The 14,756-nt window shown below is 65.7% G+C and carries 16 protein-coding genes and 1 pseudogene; 8 read left to right on the top strand and 9 right to left on the bottom strand.

What is annotated here, in order from left to right:
* Positions 1-132 precede the first annotated feature (132 nt).
* On the top strand, positions 133-630 hold the full coding sequence (locus ABIF91_RS36335; RefSeq protein ID WP_028179737.1) for a hypothetical protein: 498 nt from the start codon (positions 133-135) through the stop codon (positions 628-630).
* Between the two features lie 3 nt (positions 631-633).
* On the opposite strand, the gene ABIF91_RS36330 is transcribed toward ABIF91_RS36335, so the two are convergent.
* Both ABIF91_RS36330 and ABIF91_RS36325 read right to left on the bottom strand, forming a co-directional pair.
* Positions 634-1,131 carry a DUF1993 domain-containing protein gene (locus tag ABIF91_RS36330; RefSeq protein WP_035676939.1) on the bottom strand — a complete coding sequence of 166 codons (498 nt, stop codon included), beginning with the start codon at positions 1,129-1,131 and terminating at the stop codon, positions 634-636.
* A 75-nt stretch (positions 1,132-1,206) separates the two neighbouring features.
* Positions 1,207-1,380 carry a hypothetical protein gene (locus ABIF91_RS36325; RefSeq protein ID WP_162131074.1) on the bottom strand — a complete coding sequence of 58 codons (174 nt, stop codon included), beginning with the start codon at positions 1,378-1,380 and terminating at the stop codon, positions 1,207-1,209.
* Here ABIF91_RS36325 and ABIF91_RS36320 point away from each other — a divergent pair.
* The 3 genes and pseudogenes from ABIF91_RS36320 to ABIF91_RS36310 form a co-directional block, all read left to right on the top strand.
* A pseudogene (locus tag ABIF91_RS36320) lies at positions 1,330-1,442 on the top strand (transporter substrate-binding domain-containing protein); the annotation flags it as partial. The gene ABIF91_RS36325 and the pseudogene ABIF91_RS36320 sit on opposite strands and share 51 nt — an antisense overlap.
* Before the next feature lie 177 nt (positions 1,443-1,619).
* Positions 1,620-2,477 (top strand): DUF2147 domain-containing protein, encoded by an 858-nt coding sequence (locus ABIF91_RS36315; RefSeq protein ID WP_028179740.1) that lies wholly within the window; start codon positions 1,620-1,622, stop codon positions 2,475-2,477.
* Between the two features lie 233 nt (positions 2,478-2,710).
* Positions 2,711-3,064 carry a hypothetical protein gene (locus ABIF91_RS36310; RefSeq protein WP_028179741.1) on the top strand — a complete coding sequence of 118 codons (354 nt, stop codon included), beginning with the start codon at positions 2,711-2,713 and terminating at the stop codon, positions 3,062-3,064.
* A gap of 143 nt (positions 3,065-3,207) precedes the next feature.
* Here ABIF91_RS36310 and ABIF91_RS36305 read toward each other — a convergent pair whose 3' ends face one another.
* Positions 3,208-3,612, bottom strand: coding sequence for a (R)-mandelonitrile lyase (locus ABIF91_RS36305; protein WP_028179742.1), 405 nt, complete (start codon positions 3,610-3,612; stop codon positions 3,208-3,210).
* A 24-nt stretch (positions 3,613-3,636) separates the two neighbouring features.
* On the bottom strand, positions 3,637-4,335 hold the full coding sequence (locus ABIF91_RS36300) for a ribonuclease activity regulator RraA (protein WP_024341888.1): 699 nt from the start codon (positions 4,333-4,335) through the stop codon (positions 3,637-3,639).
* A 257-nt stretch (positions 4,336-4,592) separates the two neighbouring features.
* Between ABIF91_RS36300 and pxpB the strand changes: the two genes are divergently transcribed.
* The 3 genes from pxpB to ABIF91_RS36285 are packed head-to-tail and all read left to right on the top strand — an operon-like array spanning position 4,593 to position 7,159.
* Positions 4,593-5,324, top strand: a complete 732-nt coding sequence (pxpB, locus tag ABIF91_RS36295) for a 5-oxoprolinase subunit PxpB (RefSeq protein ID WP_028179743.1) — start codon at positions 4,593-4,595, stop codon at positions 5,322-5,324.
* On the top strand, positions 5,321-6,358 hold the full coding sequence (locus ABIF91_RS36290; RefSeq protein ID WP_028179744.1) for a biotin-dependent carboxyltransferase family protein: 1,038 nt from the start codon (positions 5,321-5,323) through the stop codon (positions 6,356-6,358). Before pxpB ends, ABIF91_RS36290 begins: the two co-directional genes overlap by 4 nt.
* 33 nt (positions 6,359-6,391) lie before the next feature.
* On the top strand, positions 6,392-7,159 hold the full coding sequence (locus tag ABIF91_RS36285; protein WP_028179745.1) for a LamB/YcsF family protein: 768 nt from the start codon (positions 6,392-6,394) through the stop codon (positions 7,157-7,159).
* A gap of 115 nt (positions 7,160-7,274) precedes the next feature.
* Here the strand turns inward: ABIF91_RS36285 and ABIF91_RS36280 are convergent, their stop codons facing one another.
* The 5 genes from ABIF91_RS36280 to ABIF91_RS36260 all read right to left on the bottom strand — a co-directional run bounded on the left by ABIF91_RS36280 (position 7,275) and on the right by ABIF91_RS36260 (position 13,103).
* Positions 7,275-7,427, bottom strand: a complete 153-nt coding sequence (locus ABIF91_RS36280) for a hypothetical protein (protein WP_035677849.1) — start codon at positions 7,425-7,427, stop codon at positions 7,275-7,277.
* Between the two features lie 201 nt (positions 7,428-7,628).
* The gene (locus ABIF91_RS36275; RefSeq protein WP_028179746.1) at positions 7,629-9,239 is read right to left on the bottom strand and encodes a sulfite reductase subunit alpha; all 1,611 of its coding nucleotides are present in this window, start codon (positions 9,237-9,239) and stop codon (positions 7,629-7,631) included.
* Entirely contained in the window at positions 9,236-11,017 is a 1,782-nt protein-coding gene (locus ABIF91_RS36270) for a NirA family protein (RefSeq protein ID WP_028179747.1), read from the bottom strand. Before ABIF91_RS36270 ends, ABIF91_RS36275 begins: the two co-directional genes overlap by 4 nt.
* A gap of 335 nt (positions 11,018-11,352) precedes the next feature.
* Positions 11,353-12,516, bottom strand: a complete 1,164-nt coding sequence (locus tag ABIF91_RS36265) for a CmpA/NrtA family ABC transporter substrate-binding protein (protein ID WP_028179748.1) — start codon at positions 12,514-12,516, stop codon at positions 11,353-11,355.
* Positions 12,513-13,103, bottom strand: a complete 591-nt coding sequence (locus ABIF91_RS36260; RefSeq protein ID WP_028179749.1) for an ANTAR domain-containing response regulator — start codon at positions 13,101-13,103, stop codon at positions 12,513-12,515. Before ABIF91_RS36260 ends, ABIF91_RS36265 begins: the two co-directional genes overlap by 4 nt.
* 110 nt (positions 13,104-13,213) lie before the next feature.
* Here ABIF91_RS36260 and rimO point away from each other — a divergent pair, with 110 nt between their 5' ends.
* Positions 13,214-14,539 (top strand): 30S ribosomal protein S12 methylthiotransferase RimO, encoded by a 1,326-nt coding sequence (gene rimO / locus ABIF91_RS36255; protein ID WP_028179750.1) that lies wholly within the window; start codon positions 13,214-13,216, stop codon positions 14,537-14,539.
* Positions 14,540-14,756 lie beyond the last annotated feature (217 nt).

The raw sequence follows: 14,756 nt of genomic DNA, 5'->3' as shown, positions 1-14,756 counted from the left end.
GGAGCGCCAGAAAGCGTCCCATTTTGGTGCAGATCGAGCCCCAACTCAGCCTTAATCAAACGCGCGTAATAAGACCCGCCGCGGCGGCCGTGGGACAGACTGGCCGGCCGCGTCGAGCTGGAGGATGAACCCTTGTCAGAGATCGACCCGACCGACCACGCGCTCGCGACCATCGCCAGCATCCTGGAGCACCCCGAGCCCGTCCTCGTCGTTCGCGAGACCGAGACCATCCGGGAGACCGAGATCGTCGTCGTCGGTGAGCAGCCGTCCGTCGAAGAGCATCATGCGGTCGACGAGCATCCAATGGTCGACGAGCATCCGATGGTCGACGAGCAGCCGCTGGTGCCGGAGCACACCGATGCGGATGGCTACAGCAAGGTTGGCCCCGGTCCGATGGTCGCGATCCGCCTGAAATGGACTGTCCATCGCGGCGATGACGGCCAGTTCTACGTCCATGAGACCATCGGCGAGCAATCCGCCCCCGTGGTCAGCGGTCCGATGACGAGCGAGGCCGCCGTGCGCTTCGTTGACGAGCGGGAAGACGAGTCACATCGTCGCTTCGAAGAGCTGCGCAGCGAGATCGCCGGCCGAAGCTCGCTCGCCGACTACGAGCGCAAGGGCGAAGCGTAAGCTCTACCGCCGCCCGAGATAATCCTTCTTCACCAGCTCGACGCCGGCGTGCCGCAACAGGTCGTAGGCGGTGGTGACGTGAAAGAAGAACTGCGGGACGCTGAACGTCAGCAGCAGCGTCCGCCCGGTGAAGGGCAGCTCGGTCCCGTTCTTCAACCTGAAGAAGACGTTTCGTTCCGCAGCCGCATCGATCTCCGCGCGCGGCAGGCTTTCGATGAACTCGATGGACGTTGCGATGCGTGCCTGAAGCCCGGCCATGTCGTGCTCGAGGGCCGGCAGCGCCGCCGGCTCGCACTGCGCCAGCAAGGCCGGCGCGACCACCGCGTGACGGCAGGCTTCGCCGACCTGCTGCGCCAGATCGTACATGTTCGGCGCAAGGCGCATGCCGAGCAGAACCGTCGGATTGAATTTGCGGGCCTCCGCATGGGCGACGCCCTTGTCGAGCAGCGCGGACAGGTTGCGCAAATAGGGCACGAAGAGGCCGACTGAGGCCTCGTGCATCGAGATCGTCACCTCAAGGATTCCCCTTCAATATTCTGCCTCACCACCGGGTGGCATCTGGTCCAAATCCACCGCTCAAGGGCTGCACAATGACAGCTTGGGCATGGGTGGAAAAGAGATGATCGTTCGGTTCTGGACGGCTTTGGCCGAGGCGTTGCTGGTGACATGGCGCAGTCCCTCGGCAAGACGCTCGGCGTCAAGATTGATTGGCTCCAGCGCGACATGGCACTGAAAGCCTTCGTCGACCAATGGCTGCATATTTCCATGGAGGACGGCAGCTACAGAATATCTACGCCGCCTGGTTCGACTAGGTCTTTAGCCGCGTCCTCCTGTCGCTTGCCTTGGCCAAAGTTTGGACCGGCTCCGGGCCTATTGAACCCGGAACCACCGGAAGACGACTCATACCAACGACAGTGATCTAGATCACTTTTTGCGAGCGAGCCGGCGCGTAAGCGTCGGTCCGGGGACCACCTGTTCAGGAGACGGAAATGAGGAAGCTGTTGGCCACCGCCGCATTCCTTTTGGCGAGCACCGCCGCACAGGCGCAGTACACGTTCGAATATGGCGGGCGTACCATCCGCATCGATCCGGACCGCGGCACGGTGCAGATCCCCGGCGTCTACGACAACACCGGCCAGAGCAAGCCCAAGAAGGCAAAGAGGAACGAGACGACCCCGGGCCAGCAAGCGCCGCAGCAAGCTACGGTCGAGCCGCAATCGCCAGCCGCGCCCGCTCCCATCGCCCCACCGCCCGCGGCTGCGCAGGCGCCTGTGCCTGCTGCACCCGCCGCAGCAGCACCGCCTGCTCCGCCTCCGGCGGCAACCGCCAGCAATGCGCCGGCCGAGACTGCCGTGCTGCCGCCGCCCGCGCCGCCTCCGGCGCCTGCACCGGCCACGCAGCAGGCAGCTCCCGCCGTGACACCACCGCCGGCCCCGGCCGTGACTGCGGCCCCTCCGGCGCCGCCCGCTCCGCCCCCGGCAACCGCGCCAGTTCAGGCGGCTGCCGTCGCGCCGCCTGCTCCTGCAGCGGCGCCCACGCGCGATCTCAATTCACCGCTCGGCGTCTGGCTGACCGAGGAGAAGGAAGGCAAGGTCCGCATCGAGCAATGCGGCAGCAATCTCTGCGGCTATTCGGTCGACAGCAGATCGAACCAGAACGGCGAGCAGGTCCTGATCAACATGAAGCCCGGCAAGGACCAGAAATGGTCCGGCCGCATCCTCGATCCGAACTCCGGCTCGACCTACGATTCCACGATCGCGATGAAGGGCACCGACCGGCTGCGCGTGCAGGGCTGCGCCTTCGGCGGCATGTTCTGCGGCGGCCAGACCTGGACGCGCGTGAATTGAGTTTTTTGCACTCTCCAATACCGAGTCATTCCGGGACACGCGAAGCGTGAACCCGGAAGCTCGAGATTCTCAGGTGCGCAATTGCGCACCATAGTCGGCTCAATAAGCCGCCCGGAATGACTCTTGAGCAGCGTGCGCCGGCTCACAGAGACGCTTGCGCACGTGACAGCCCTCACATCGCCGGTTCCACGCCCATGCCATGATCCCCGCATGGTCACCCACAGGGGCGTGTCATGCACGGCTTTCGCAAAGGTCTCTTCGCCCTCGTCGCCATCGCCTTCCCGCTCACGCAGGCTGATGCTGCGACAAGCACTTTCGACGGCACATGGAATGTCCGCATCTCGTCGTCGAGCGAAACCTGCGGCAACGGCGCAACCGTCGCAATCGGCATCAACAACGGTCAGATCGCTTCGAGCAGCGCCGCGGTGAACGCGTCCGGTCGCGTCGCCGGTGCCGGCAGCATCAACGTCACCTTGAGCACCGGCATCAAGCGCGCCGTCGGCTTCGGCCGGCTCAGCGGCAGCTCGGGCTCCGGCACATGGCGCGGCGCGATGTGCACGGGGACGTGGACGGCGGAGCGGATGTGAGCTTCCGTGTCCCGGACGCGCTGCAACGCGCCAGCGTTGCTGCGCAGAGCCGGGCCCCAGTGCTCTTGGTGGCGCGAAGACTCTGGGTCCCGGATCGGCGACGCATCGCCTTGGGCGACGCGTCTTGTCCGAGACACGGCGCGTCAGCCGACCGCGGCCCCGTACTCCGCCTCGGTGACCGGCTCGAGCCAGGTCGAGTAGACGCCGTCGAGCGCTTCCTGCATGGCGATGTGGCACATGGCGTTGGTCGGCGATGCCCCGTGCCAGTGCAGTTCACCCGGCGGAATCCAGACAGTGTCGCCAGGACGGATCTCGCGGATCGGCCCGCCCTTGGACTGGATGCGGCCGACGCCGGAAATGACGTAAAGCGTCTGCCCGAGCGGATGATGATGCCAGTTGGTGCGCGCGCCCGGCTCGAACGACACGCGCGAGCAGTTCAGCCGTGCCGGCGCGGGCGCCATGATCACGGGGTCCTGCAAGACAGTGCCGGTGAAGTGTTCCTTGGGCGCGTGGCGGGTCGGCCGCGTGCCTGCAACAGTGATCTCCATCGAAATGACCTCTCTTCTTCCCGGTTACTTCTTGCTCGCGGCGTAGCGCGCCTTGGTTTCGGCATTCATGGGGTAGAGGCCGGGCAGCGCCGCGCCGTTGTTCACCTCGTTGACGATCCAGGCCTCCATCCGCTCCTGCTCGACGCCCTCGGCGAGGACGTGATCAAGCATCGCCTGCGGGATCAGCACGCAGCCGTCCTGGTCGGCGACGACGATATCGTTCGGGAAAACGGCAACGCCGCCGCAGCCGATCGGCTCGCCCCAGCCGACGAAGGTGAGGCCCGCGACGGAAGGCGGCGCGGCATAGCCGTCGCACCATACCGGAAGATTGGTGCCAAGCACGCCCTCGACGTCACGCACGACGCCATCGGTGACCAGCGCGGTGACGCCGCGCTTGACCATGCGCGCGCACAGGATGTCGCCGAAGATGCCGGCATCGGTGATGCCCATGGCGTCGACCACGGCAATGCATCCTTCCGGCATCGCCTCGATCGCGGTGCGGGTCGAGATCGGCGACGACCAGGATTCCGGCGTCGCCAGATCCTCACGCGCCGGCACGAAGCGCAGTGTGAAGGCCGGGCCCACCAGGCGCGGCAGGCCCGGGCGGAGCGGACGGGCGCCGCGCATCCACACATTGCGCAGCCCCTTTTTCAGCAGGACCGTGGTGATCGTGGCGGTGGTGATGCCGGCGAGGGTCTTGCGGGCTTCGGGTGACAGCGACATGGACGAGAACGAGCTCCGGATAGGCGGGAAAGAACGCGCGCATCTTGCGAGCCGCAGCCCTTGCGTCAAGGGCCAAGAGGGTCCCAATTACGCAAGGCCGCCGAGCTGTTATGCGACGTAACAAGGCGTTATCGGCTCCCCCTGCATTAATTTATTGGACTTGCGGGCGCATTTACGCGAAGCAGGGGTGACGCGGAACTCAACGTCGAGCCCGCGCGCTTCCAAAAGTCCGATTTCGACAGCTCTTCAACAGCTCAATGGCCGCGACGCTTCCCCCGCCCCGCCTTCTGCCCAGTGGCGACAGCGCCGTCACGGTCGAGTTCAGCCGTACCATCGACGAGAACGCCAACCAGCGCGTGCTGGCGCTCGACAAGGCGCTCGCAGCGAGCCCCATCGACGGCATCACCGAGACCGTGCCGACCTATCGCTCGCTGCTGGTCCACTACGACCCCGAAAAGATCGGTTTCGACGCTCTCGGCGAGAAGATCCTCCCGATCGCCACCCGGCCGCTGCCGCCGGTCACCAAGGCGCGGCGCTGGCGCATTCCCGTCGCCTATGGCGGCGAGCATGGCATCGACCTCGAGGATGTCGCGAAGGCGCTCAACACCACGCCCGACGACATCATCGCCCGGCATGCGGGCGGCGACTACAAGGTCGCCATGATCGGCTTCACGCCGGGCTGGTCCTATCTCAGCGGCCTCGACAAATCGCTGCACATGTCGCGGCGGCAGAATCCGCGGCTGCTGACGCCGGCCGGCACGATCTCGATCGGCGGCATCCAGGCCGGGATCCAGTGCCTGGCCGCGCCGAGCGGCTGGCATCTGCTCGGCCGCACGCCGGTGCGAACCTATCAGCTCCACCGCAAGCCGACCTTCCTCACCGAACCCGGTGACCGCGTGACGTTCTTCGCCATCGACCACAAGACCTTCGCGGACCTGGATCGCGCCGCGGAAGCCGGCGAGATCGTCGCCGAGCAGGTGGACGCATGAGCCGCCTCGTCGTCGCCAGCATTGGCCCTGCGAGCTCGGTCCAGGATGGCGGCCGTTTCGGCGCGCAGCGCTACGGCTTGACGGTCAGCGGGGCAATGGACCGCCTGTCGCTCGCGGCGGCGAATACGCTCCTCGGCAACGAGCCTTTCGCGGCCGTCGTGGAGATCGGCCCGTTCGGCGCCTCCTTCACTGCCCGCGGCGGCGCCGTCCGCGTCGCGATATCAGGCGCGCCGCGCAATGCGGACATCGCCGGAACCCCGGTCGCGATGGACACATCGGTGACGCTGAAGGACGGCGAGACGCTGACGCTCGGTTTTGCCCGCGGCGGCGCCTTCACCTATCTTGCGATCGAGGGCGGCATCAGGGGCGAGCCGGTATTCGGCAGTCTTGCGGTGAATGCCCGCGCCGGTCTCGGCAGCCCCTACCCGCGCCCGCTCCAGGCCGGCGACGAGTTCAGCGTCGATGCCGCGAGCGGCGCGCCGGAGCTACGCATCGAATTGCCGAAGCCTGCGACAGGTCCGATCCGGGTCCTGCTGGGCCCGCAGGATGACGAGTTCGACGAGGCCAACAAGGCGCTGTTCCTGAACAGCGAGTGGAAGATCTCGGCGACCTCCGACCGCATGGGCTACCGGCTTGAAGGTCCCGCCATCAAGCATCTGCACGGCCACAACATCGTCTCCGACGGCACCGTCAACGGCAGCATCCAGGTGCCCGGCAACGGCGCGCCGATCGCGCTGATGATGGATCGCGGCACCTCCGGCGGCTATCCGAAGATCGCAACCGTGATTACGGCCGATGTCGGCCGCCTCGCCCAGACCTCGGCGGGAACCGCGTTCCGCTTCAAGGCCGTCAGCATGGCCGAAGCGCAGGACGAGGCGCGCAGGTTTGCCCAGTTGATCCGCAGCATGCCCGATCGCCTGCGCTCCTCTGACACCGTCGCGCTCAACATCGCGGCGCTCAGCGATGCTAACGTGGCAGGCTATGCGGTCAGCGCGGTCGATGCCGGGACCTGGCAGGTCACGGCCGAGCCGTAAAGCCACAACGAAGACCAGAGGCGGAGAGCACCCATGAAGACAGTCGATCTCAATTGCGACCTCGGCGAGGGTTTTGGCGCGTGGGAGATGGGCAACGACGCCGCCATGATCGAGCTGGCGAGTTCGGTCAACGTCGCCTGCGGCTTCCATGCCGGCGACCCTGATATCATGCGCCGGACGGTCGAGTTGGCGAAGGCCCGCGGCGTTTCGGTCGGCGCGCATCCCGGCTACCGCGACCTGCACGGCTTCGGCCGGCACCCGATCGCCGGCCTGAAGGCCTCCGAGATCGAGAATCTCGTCGCCTACCAGATCGGCGCGCTGCAGGCCATCGCGACCGCGGCCGGCCACAAGGTGACGCATGTGAAGGCGCATGGTGCGCTCTCCAATGTCGCCTGCGAGGACGACATGACCGCGAAGGCGATTGCCGCCGGCATCAAGGCGGTCGATCCCAGCCTGATCTTCGTCGTGCTCGCGAATTCGAAGCTGGTGAAGGCCGGCGAAGCGGCCAATCTGCCGATGGTGCACGAGGTCTTCGCCGACCGCGCCTATGAGGACGACGGCAACCTCGTCTCGCGCAAGAAGCCCGGCGCGGTGCTGCACGACGCCAAGGCGATCGCGGATCGCGTCGTGCGGATGGTGCAGGACGGCGCGGTGGTGTCGGTGACCGGCAAGGTTATCAAGATGCGCACGGATACCGTGTGCATCCACGGCGACACGCCGGGCGCAGTCGACATCGCGCGCGGTGTGCGTCAGGCGCTGAAGGATGCGGGGATCGAGGTCGCGCCGTTCAAGCGCGGGTGAGGTACGACAGGCGCCGTAGGGTGGGCAAAGCGAAGCGTGCCCACCAAACCGAATATATTGAGAGATGGTGGGCACGGCACGCGAAGAGCGCGCCTTTGCCCACCCTACGAGAACTCTAAAACGGATGCACCGAGAGCGTGCCGAACACGATCGCCGCGATGACCGCAAACGCGCTGTAGAGCGCCAGATGATGGGCGTTCGCCCGGGTCTGCCGCGAGAGCGAGCGCGCGTAGAAGTGCAGCCTGGCTTCCGCCGATAGTTCGCGCATGGTCGATCTCCAACGCCCCATTTGCGGGAGTATGAGGGATCAACCAGGGCGGGAGGCAAGATGGTGGCAAAAATAGCGATGCGCCTCCTCCGAGGCGGCCGTCTCGCAGACGTAAATTCTCTTAGGGCCCAGGTTCCGAGAATCTTATTCGTTCAAATCCGAGCCAGTCGGAACCGGCTCGGATAACGGTGAGCGCAGCGCTCAGTACACATCCGCCTGGAATCGGCCGGTCTTCTTCAGCTCGGCGACAAAACTGACGGCCTCATCCGTCGAACGCGCACCGAACTGGGCGATGATGTCGACCAGCGCACGCTCGACGTCCTTGGCCATGCGCTTGGCGTCGCCGCAGACGTAGAAATGCGCGCCGTCGGCAAGCCAGGTCCACAATTCGCGGCCGACCTCGCGCATGCGGTCCTGCACGTAGAACTTCTTCTCGCCGTCGCGCGACCAGGCCAGCGACAGGCGCGTGAGCACGCCCGATGTCTTCATGGCGTTGAGCTCGTCCTGGTAGAAGAAGTCGCAATCGCTGCGCTGATGGCCGAAGAACAGCCAGTTCTTGCCGGGCGCGCCGGTCGCCTTGCGGTCGAGCAGGAAGGCGCGGAACGGCGCGATGCCGGTGCCGGGACCGATCATGATAACAGGCGTCTTCGGGTCCTGCGGCAGGCCGAAACCGTGCGCCTTCTGCACATAGACCTTGAGCTTGTCGCCCTCGTTGATGCGCTCGCCGAGGAAGGTCGAGGCGACGCCGAGCCGCTTGCGCTTGCCGATGACGTAGCGCACGGAGTCCACCGTCAGCGACAGCTTTCCGGGCGTCGCATTGTGCGAGGACGAGATCGAGTAGAGCCGCGGTTGCAGCGGCTCCAGCGCCTCGACGAAGGCCTCGGGATGCGGCCGCGTGCCGGAGAATTTCTGCAGCGCCGCCATCACGTCGAGGGAGGCGGCATCGCCGTCGGGATCCTCGCCCTGCGCCAGCGCCCGCGCCTTCTCGCGCGCCGCGCCGCCGGTGATGAAGGAGATCAGCTCGAACAGCGTGTCCGGTGCCGGCGACAGCGACACGTCGTCGATCAGCACCTCGCGCAGCGTTTTGCCATTGACCCTGGTCGTGTGGGAAGCGCCGAGCAGCGCGATGATCTGGTCGACGAGGCCGACATCGTTGCGTGCGAACACGCCGAAGGAATCGCCGACGACGTAGTCGAGCTTGCTGTCGGAGAGATCGAACTCGACGTGATAGGTCTCCTTCTCCGACTTCCCCTTGTTGAGAAGGCGGCGCGACAGGAAGGTTGCGGTCACAGGGTTGTCGCGCGAGCGGCCCGGCTCTGCGATCGTCACGGTCACGGCCGGCGCCGCCGCGTCCGGCTTGTCGGCCGATTTGGCCACCGGGGCCTTGTCGAGCTCTTCGTACAGCGACTTCAGCATCCGCGCGGTTTCCTTGCCGCCGGGGACACAGAGGTTGAGCCGTGCTTCGCTGCGGCTCGCGATCGCCTCCGAATAATCGTGGCAATTGTAGCCGCACTGGCCGCAGTCCTGCTGCGCCATCGCCGCCATCATCTTGCGGCGCAGGGGGCGCCCCTCGGCGAGCTTCATCCGCTCGGCAATCGGCATGGTCTGGTCGTGCCACGGCGCTTCGCCATCGTCGCCGTCGCCAGCTGCGCCTTGCATGACGGCAGCGCCCTGCTCCGCCGATAGCGGCGCGGCGACGTCGGGCGACAGCAGCCCGGCGAAGAAGCCGTTCAGCCAGGAGCGCTGCGCGTCCGAGAACGGGGCGCTGGGTGGAATGATGTCGAGCTTGGGCGGAGGGGTGATCTGGTTCATGCGGACACCTGTGCATCGGCAAGCTTGCGCAGCGTTTCGCCGTCATGGCGGCGCGAAAAAGCCAGGAACGTTTCTTCGGGAGAGGAGCGATGGGCGATGTAGGCCTTGAGCAGTGCTTCGACCGTCTTCGGCGCGTCCTCGGCCTTGAGGTCATGATAGACCTCCTGGCCGACATCGGCGTCGGGACCGAACCCGCCCCCGGTGAAGAGATGGTAGCCCTCGACCGTGTCGTCTTCGCCGACCGGCACACGCGCGCCGATCAGGCCGATGTCGCTGATGTAGTGCTGCGCGCAGGAATGGTGACAGCCGGTGACGTGGATGTTGACCGGCTTGTCCATCGCGACGCGCGGCTCGCACCAGTCGCCGATCTCGGCGGCATGGCGCTTGGTGTTCGCCGCGGCGAAGCGGCAGCCGGCGTTGCCGGTGCAGGCGATCAGGCCGGCGCGGATATGCGAGGCTTCCACCGCGAGCCCGATCTGCTTGATCGCCGCGATCGCAAGCTCGGCATTCTCGTCGCGCACACCCGGGATCAAGAGGTTCTGCCAGACCGTGAGGCGGATCTCGCCGTCACCGAGATCCCGCGCGACCTTGGCGAGGCCGCGCATCTGATCGGAGCTGAGCTTGCCGAGCGTCAGCGACACGCCGATCCAGTTGAGGCCCTCCTGCTTCTGCTTGTGCACGCCGACATGCGCCATGCGATCCGCGGCGGGCCGCGGCGCGAACGCTTCTTCCGGCACAAGCGTGAACGGCGTCTTCAGCCGCTCTTCAACGAGCTTGAGGAAGCCGTCATGGCCCATGGCATCGAGCACGTATTTCAGCCGCGCCTTGTTGCGGTTGGTGCGGTCGCCATGGTCGATGAACACGCGCACGATGGCGTCGGCGACGGCCGTCGCCTGCTCCGGCTTGACGATGATGCCGGAATATTTTGCGAAGTCCTTGTGGCCGGTGATGCCGCCAAGGCCGAGGCGGAACCAGACTCCGGGCTCGACGCCGAACCCCTCCTTCACCTCGTATGCGGTGAAGGCGATGTCGTTGGTCTCCTCGAGCACCGCGATCCTGCCGGCGCCGTCGAAGGCGACGTTGAACTTGCGCGGCAGGCCGTAGAGCGAGCGGTCATTGAGGATGTGGTAGTGCCACTCGCGCGCATAGGGCCGCGTGTCGATCAGCTCCTGCGGATCGATGCCGGCCGTCGGCGTTCCCGTCACGTTGCGAATGTTGTCGGCGCCGGAGCCGCGCGAGCACAGGCCGAGGTCCTGGATGCCTTCGATCAGCTTCACCGCGTGCTTCGGCGGAATTTCGCGGAGCTGGAGATTGGCGCGCGTTGTGACGTGGCTGTAGGGGCCGCAGAGTTCGTCGGCGAGATCGGCAAGGCCCGACAGCTGCCAGTGCTTCATGATGCCGTTCGGAATGCGCAGGCGGCACATGTAGGAGTCCTGCGTCGGCGCGACGTAGAAGATTCCGTAATAGCGCCAGCGGAAATTGTCAGCCGGGCTCGGCGGGGTGTTGTCGTGCGCCTGCTGGCGCAGCCGCGGATAGGCATCGAAGGGATGCTCGTCGCGCTTGAACTTCTCCTGGTCGGCGAGCTTCTTGCCGGACGCGATGACCTTGTCCTGCGCCTTGATGTGCACGGCGTCGGGACCAACAGGCTCGGCATTCGCTTTGCCGGCACCCGCGCCGAGACCGCGACCCACCCGGCTGATCTGCAAGCCGGTGGTGAAGCCTTCGAGATAGCGTTTCTGCTCGTCGCTGAAGTCGACTGAGAGCGTTTCGATTTTCATGGTCGGTAACGAAGCTCCTGCGGCCACCAAAGTGGCTTCGACGGAAATTGTGCGACCCGCGGGAAACTCGGCCGGCTCAAGAGCCCGCTTCGCAACCCGACGGTCCATTCAGCTTCGTTGCTGTGGGACTTGGCTCAGCAGGCATCTATGACAAGCTGGCCGCACCGCAACATTCAAGTTGCGTGCCAGCTTGATCGAAATAAAAAGTCTCCTAATATCAGGCGATTAGGAAACGCCTCCGGGGAATACCGGTCAGAGAACACTCCCGAAATTCGAGCAGTCAGCCCAAACATTAGCCAACGAACTTACGTGCTCGAAAACGAAGCAGATCCGAATCAGGCCTTCCAGCGCCCGACCTCGAAGGCCTCGAGATGCCCCCGGATGTTGTCGGGATCGAAGGCTGGCCCGGCGAAGGCACCGAACGCCGCTGGAGCTTCAATGGGCGCCCTGTTGCCAAGGGCTGCGTCGTAAAGGTCGGGCCTGAACACCGCCATCGCCGTCTTGACGCCGTCCGGGGTCAGGGCCGTCTGCCCCCAGCGCACCATCTGGGCATAGAGCCAGGCGGCCTGGACCGGATCGGGGCGCCCTGCCCCTTCTCGCCCGACGAGGAGGTAGCGGCCGCTTTCACGGAAGGTACCGTCGGGCGAGATCTTGAGGCGTCCGGTGAGGGTACGCTGGATGACCTCGGCATCGACGCCGATCCGCTCCGGCTGGGCCAGGATCTGCGCCGCCTCCGTGCGGTTCTCGGGATGCTCGATGAACTCGGCGGCTTTCACGGCCGCGCGCACCAGTGCCGCGACCACATCCGGATTCTTGTCGGCCCAGGCCTGGCGGACCGCCAGCACCTTCTCCGCCGCACGGACCAGGATGTCGGAGACGAAATGCAGGATATGCCCGATGCCGAGATCGACCGCGACCGAATTCCAGGGCGCGCCGACGCAGAACGCATCGACATGGCCGTTCTTGAGGCTGTCGACCATGAAGGGCGGCGGCAGCACCACGAGGCGCACGTCCTCGTCGGGATCGACGCCCGCTGCAGCCATCCAGAACCGCAATTGATAATTGTGGGTGGAGAACGGGAAGGTCATGCCGAAGGTCAGCGGCTCGGCCCCCGCCTTGCGCCTGATGGCAACGACCTTCGCCAGCGCCTTCGCGGTCGCCATCGGGTCGAACCGATCGCCGTCGATCTCCTCCATCAGCGCGGCATGGAGCGCCGGCGACACCGTGATGGCATTGCCGTTGATGCCGAGATTGAAGGGCGCGGCGATCGGCACCTTGACGTGACCGAGCCCGAGCGAGGACGCGATCGCCACCGGCGCCAGCAGATGCGCGGCGTCGAACAGGCCGATATTGAGCTTGTCGCGGACGTTGGACCAGGACACCTCGCGCACGAGCTCGACGTCGAGCCCTTCGGCTGCGGCAAATCCCTTGTCGACGGCGACGATCAGGGCGGCGGCATCGACCAGCGGAATGAACCCGATGCGGAGGGGAACGGTCATTTCAGCATCTCCGACGCGGTGATGATCGACTGTGCGATCTCGCCGATTTTCTTCTTCTCGCGCATTGCGGTGGAGCGCAGCAACACATAGGCCTCGTCTTCGGTCAGGCCCTTCACCTTCATCAGAATGCCCTTGGCGCGCTCGATGACCTTGCGGTCCTCCAGCTGCGACTTGGTCCGCTCCAGCTCTTCCTGGAGCTTGGCGAAGGCGTTGAAGCGGGACACGCAGAGATCGAGAATCGGCTTGATGCGCTCCTTCTTCAACCCGTCGACGATATAGGCGGAGACCCCCGCCTCGACCGAGGCCTGGATCGAGGCTGAATCGCTTTGGTCCACGAACATGGCGATCGGCCGCTTCACGGCCCGGCTGACCTGGAACATCGCCTCCAGCACGTCGCGGCTCGGGTTCTCCAGGTCGATCAGGATGATGTCGGGGTCCACCGCGTAAATACGGGCGAGCAGGCTCTGCATTTCGCTGATATGGACGACCTGGGTAAACCCGGCGTCCCGCAACCCTTCCTCGAGGATCGCGGCCCGGATCGGGCTTTCGTCGACGATCACGATTTTGGGCGACTGTTCGGCGCTCATGGCTCACTCGCGGCGGGTGATTCATCCATAGCATGCCGGTACGCCCTGCAAAGGGTTGTAATTATGGGCAATTGGGACTAGCTCAGGCCGGTCAATCAGGCAGATCAGATATGGATCAGACGGCTGCGCCCAAGGTCAGCTTCGTGTCGCTCGGGTGTCCCAAGGCATTGGTGGATTCCGAGCGCATCATCACGCGCCTGCGCGCGGAGGGCTATGAGCTCGCCCGCAAGCATGACGGGGCCGACATCGTCATCGTCAACACCTGCGGCTTTCTCGACAGTGCCAAGCAGGAGTCGCTCTCGGCGATCGGCGAGGCCATGGCCGAGAACGGCAAGGTGATCGTGACAGGCTGCATGGGCGCGGAACCGGAAGCGATCGAGCAGGCCTATCCCGGCGTGCTCTCCATCACCGGCCCGCAGCAATATGAGAGCGTGCTCGACGCCGTGCACCGCGCGCTGCCGCCGGCGCACAATCCGCATGTCGACCTGGTGCCGCCCCAGGGCATCAAGCTGACGCCGCGGCACTACGCCTATTTGAAGATCTCCGAGGGCTGCAACAACCGCTGCACGTTCTGCATCATCCCGAAGCTGCGCGGCGACCTCGTCTCGCGCCCGGCCAACGACGTGCTGCGCGAGGCCGAGCGGCTGGTCGGCGCCGGCGTCAAGGAGCTCTTGGTGATCTCGCAGGACACCTCGGCCTACGGCGTCGATCTGAAATACGCCGAGAGCCCTTGGAAGGACCGCCAGGTCCGCGCCAAATTCCTCGACCTCGCGCGCGAGCTCGGCGAGTTGGGTGCCTGGGTCCGACTGCAATATGTCTACCCCTACCCGCATGTCGACGAGGTCATCGCGCTGATGAACGAGGGCAAGGTGCTGCCCTATCTCGACATCCCGTTCCAGCATGCTAGCCCCGAGGTCTTGAAGGCGATGAAGCGTCCAGCGGCGCAGGACAAGACGCTGGCGCGGATCAAGCGCTGGCGTGAGGAATGTCCCGATCTCGCTTTGCGTTCGACCTTCATCGTCGGCTTCCCCGGCGAGACCGATGCCGACTTCGCCTATCTGCTCGACTGGCTCGATGAAGCGGAGATCGACCGGCTCGGCTGCTTCAAATACGAGCCGGTCGCGGGCGCGACGTCGAATGCGATCGAGAACCCGGTGCCGGAAGAGGTCAAGCAGGAGCGCTACAACGCGCTGATGGCGCGCCAGCAGAAGATCTCGGCACGCCGGCTGAAGCGCAAGGTCGGCACGCGCCAGCAGATCATCATCGACGAGGTCGGCCCGACCGTCGCCAAGGGTCGCTCCAAGTCCGACGCGCCGGAGATCGACGGCGCGGTCTATCTCTCCAGCCGCCGCCCCTTGCGCGTCGGCGAGATCGTCACCGCGAAGATCGAGCGCGCGGACGCGTACGATCTGCACGGCAGCGTCGCGGGGTTTTGACGGCGCTCGCGTGCACCAATGCTGCCACAACGTCATGGCCGGGCTTGTCTCGGCCACGCGTTGACACCCGGCATGACGGCCTCTCGAGAATAGGCGCACGCAAGCGCAGCCGCTAGCGTCGCTGGAGCCACAGCTCAATCAAACCAGCCATTTCGGCTCCAGCGTTCCGGCCGCGGCACGCGGGCAAGACCCGCGCGTCTCAGGCATTCCACCGGCC

This window comes from Bradyrhizobium sp. USDA 241 (genome assembly GCF_049739505.1).
Classification (GTDB): Bacteria; Pseudomonadota; Alphaproteobacteria; order Rhizobiales; family Xanthobacteraceae; genus Bradyrhizobium; species Bradyrhizobium liaoningense.
This window is presented reverse-complemented; position numbering and strand designations above follow the sequence as displayed.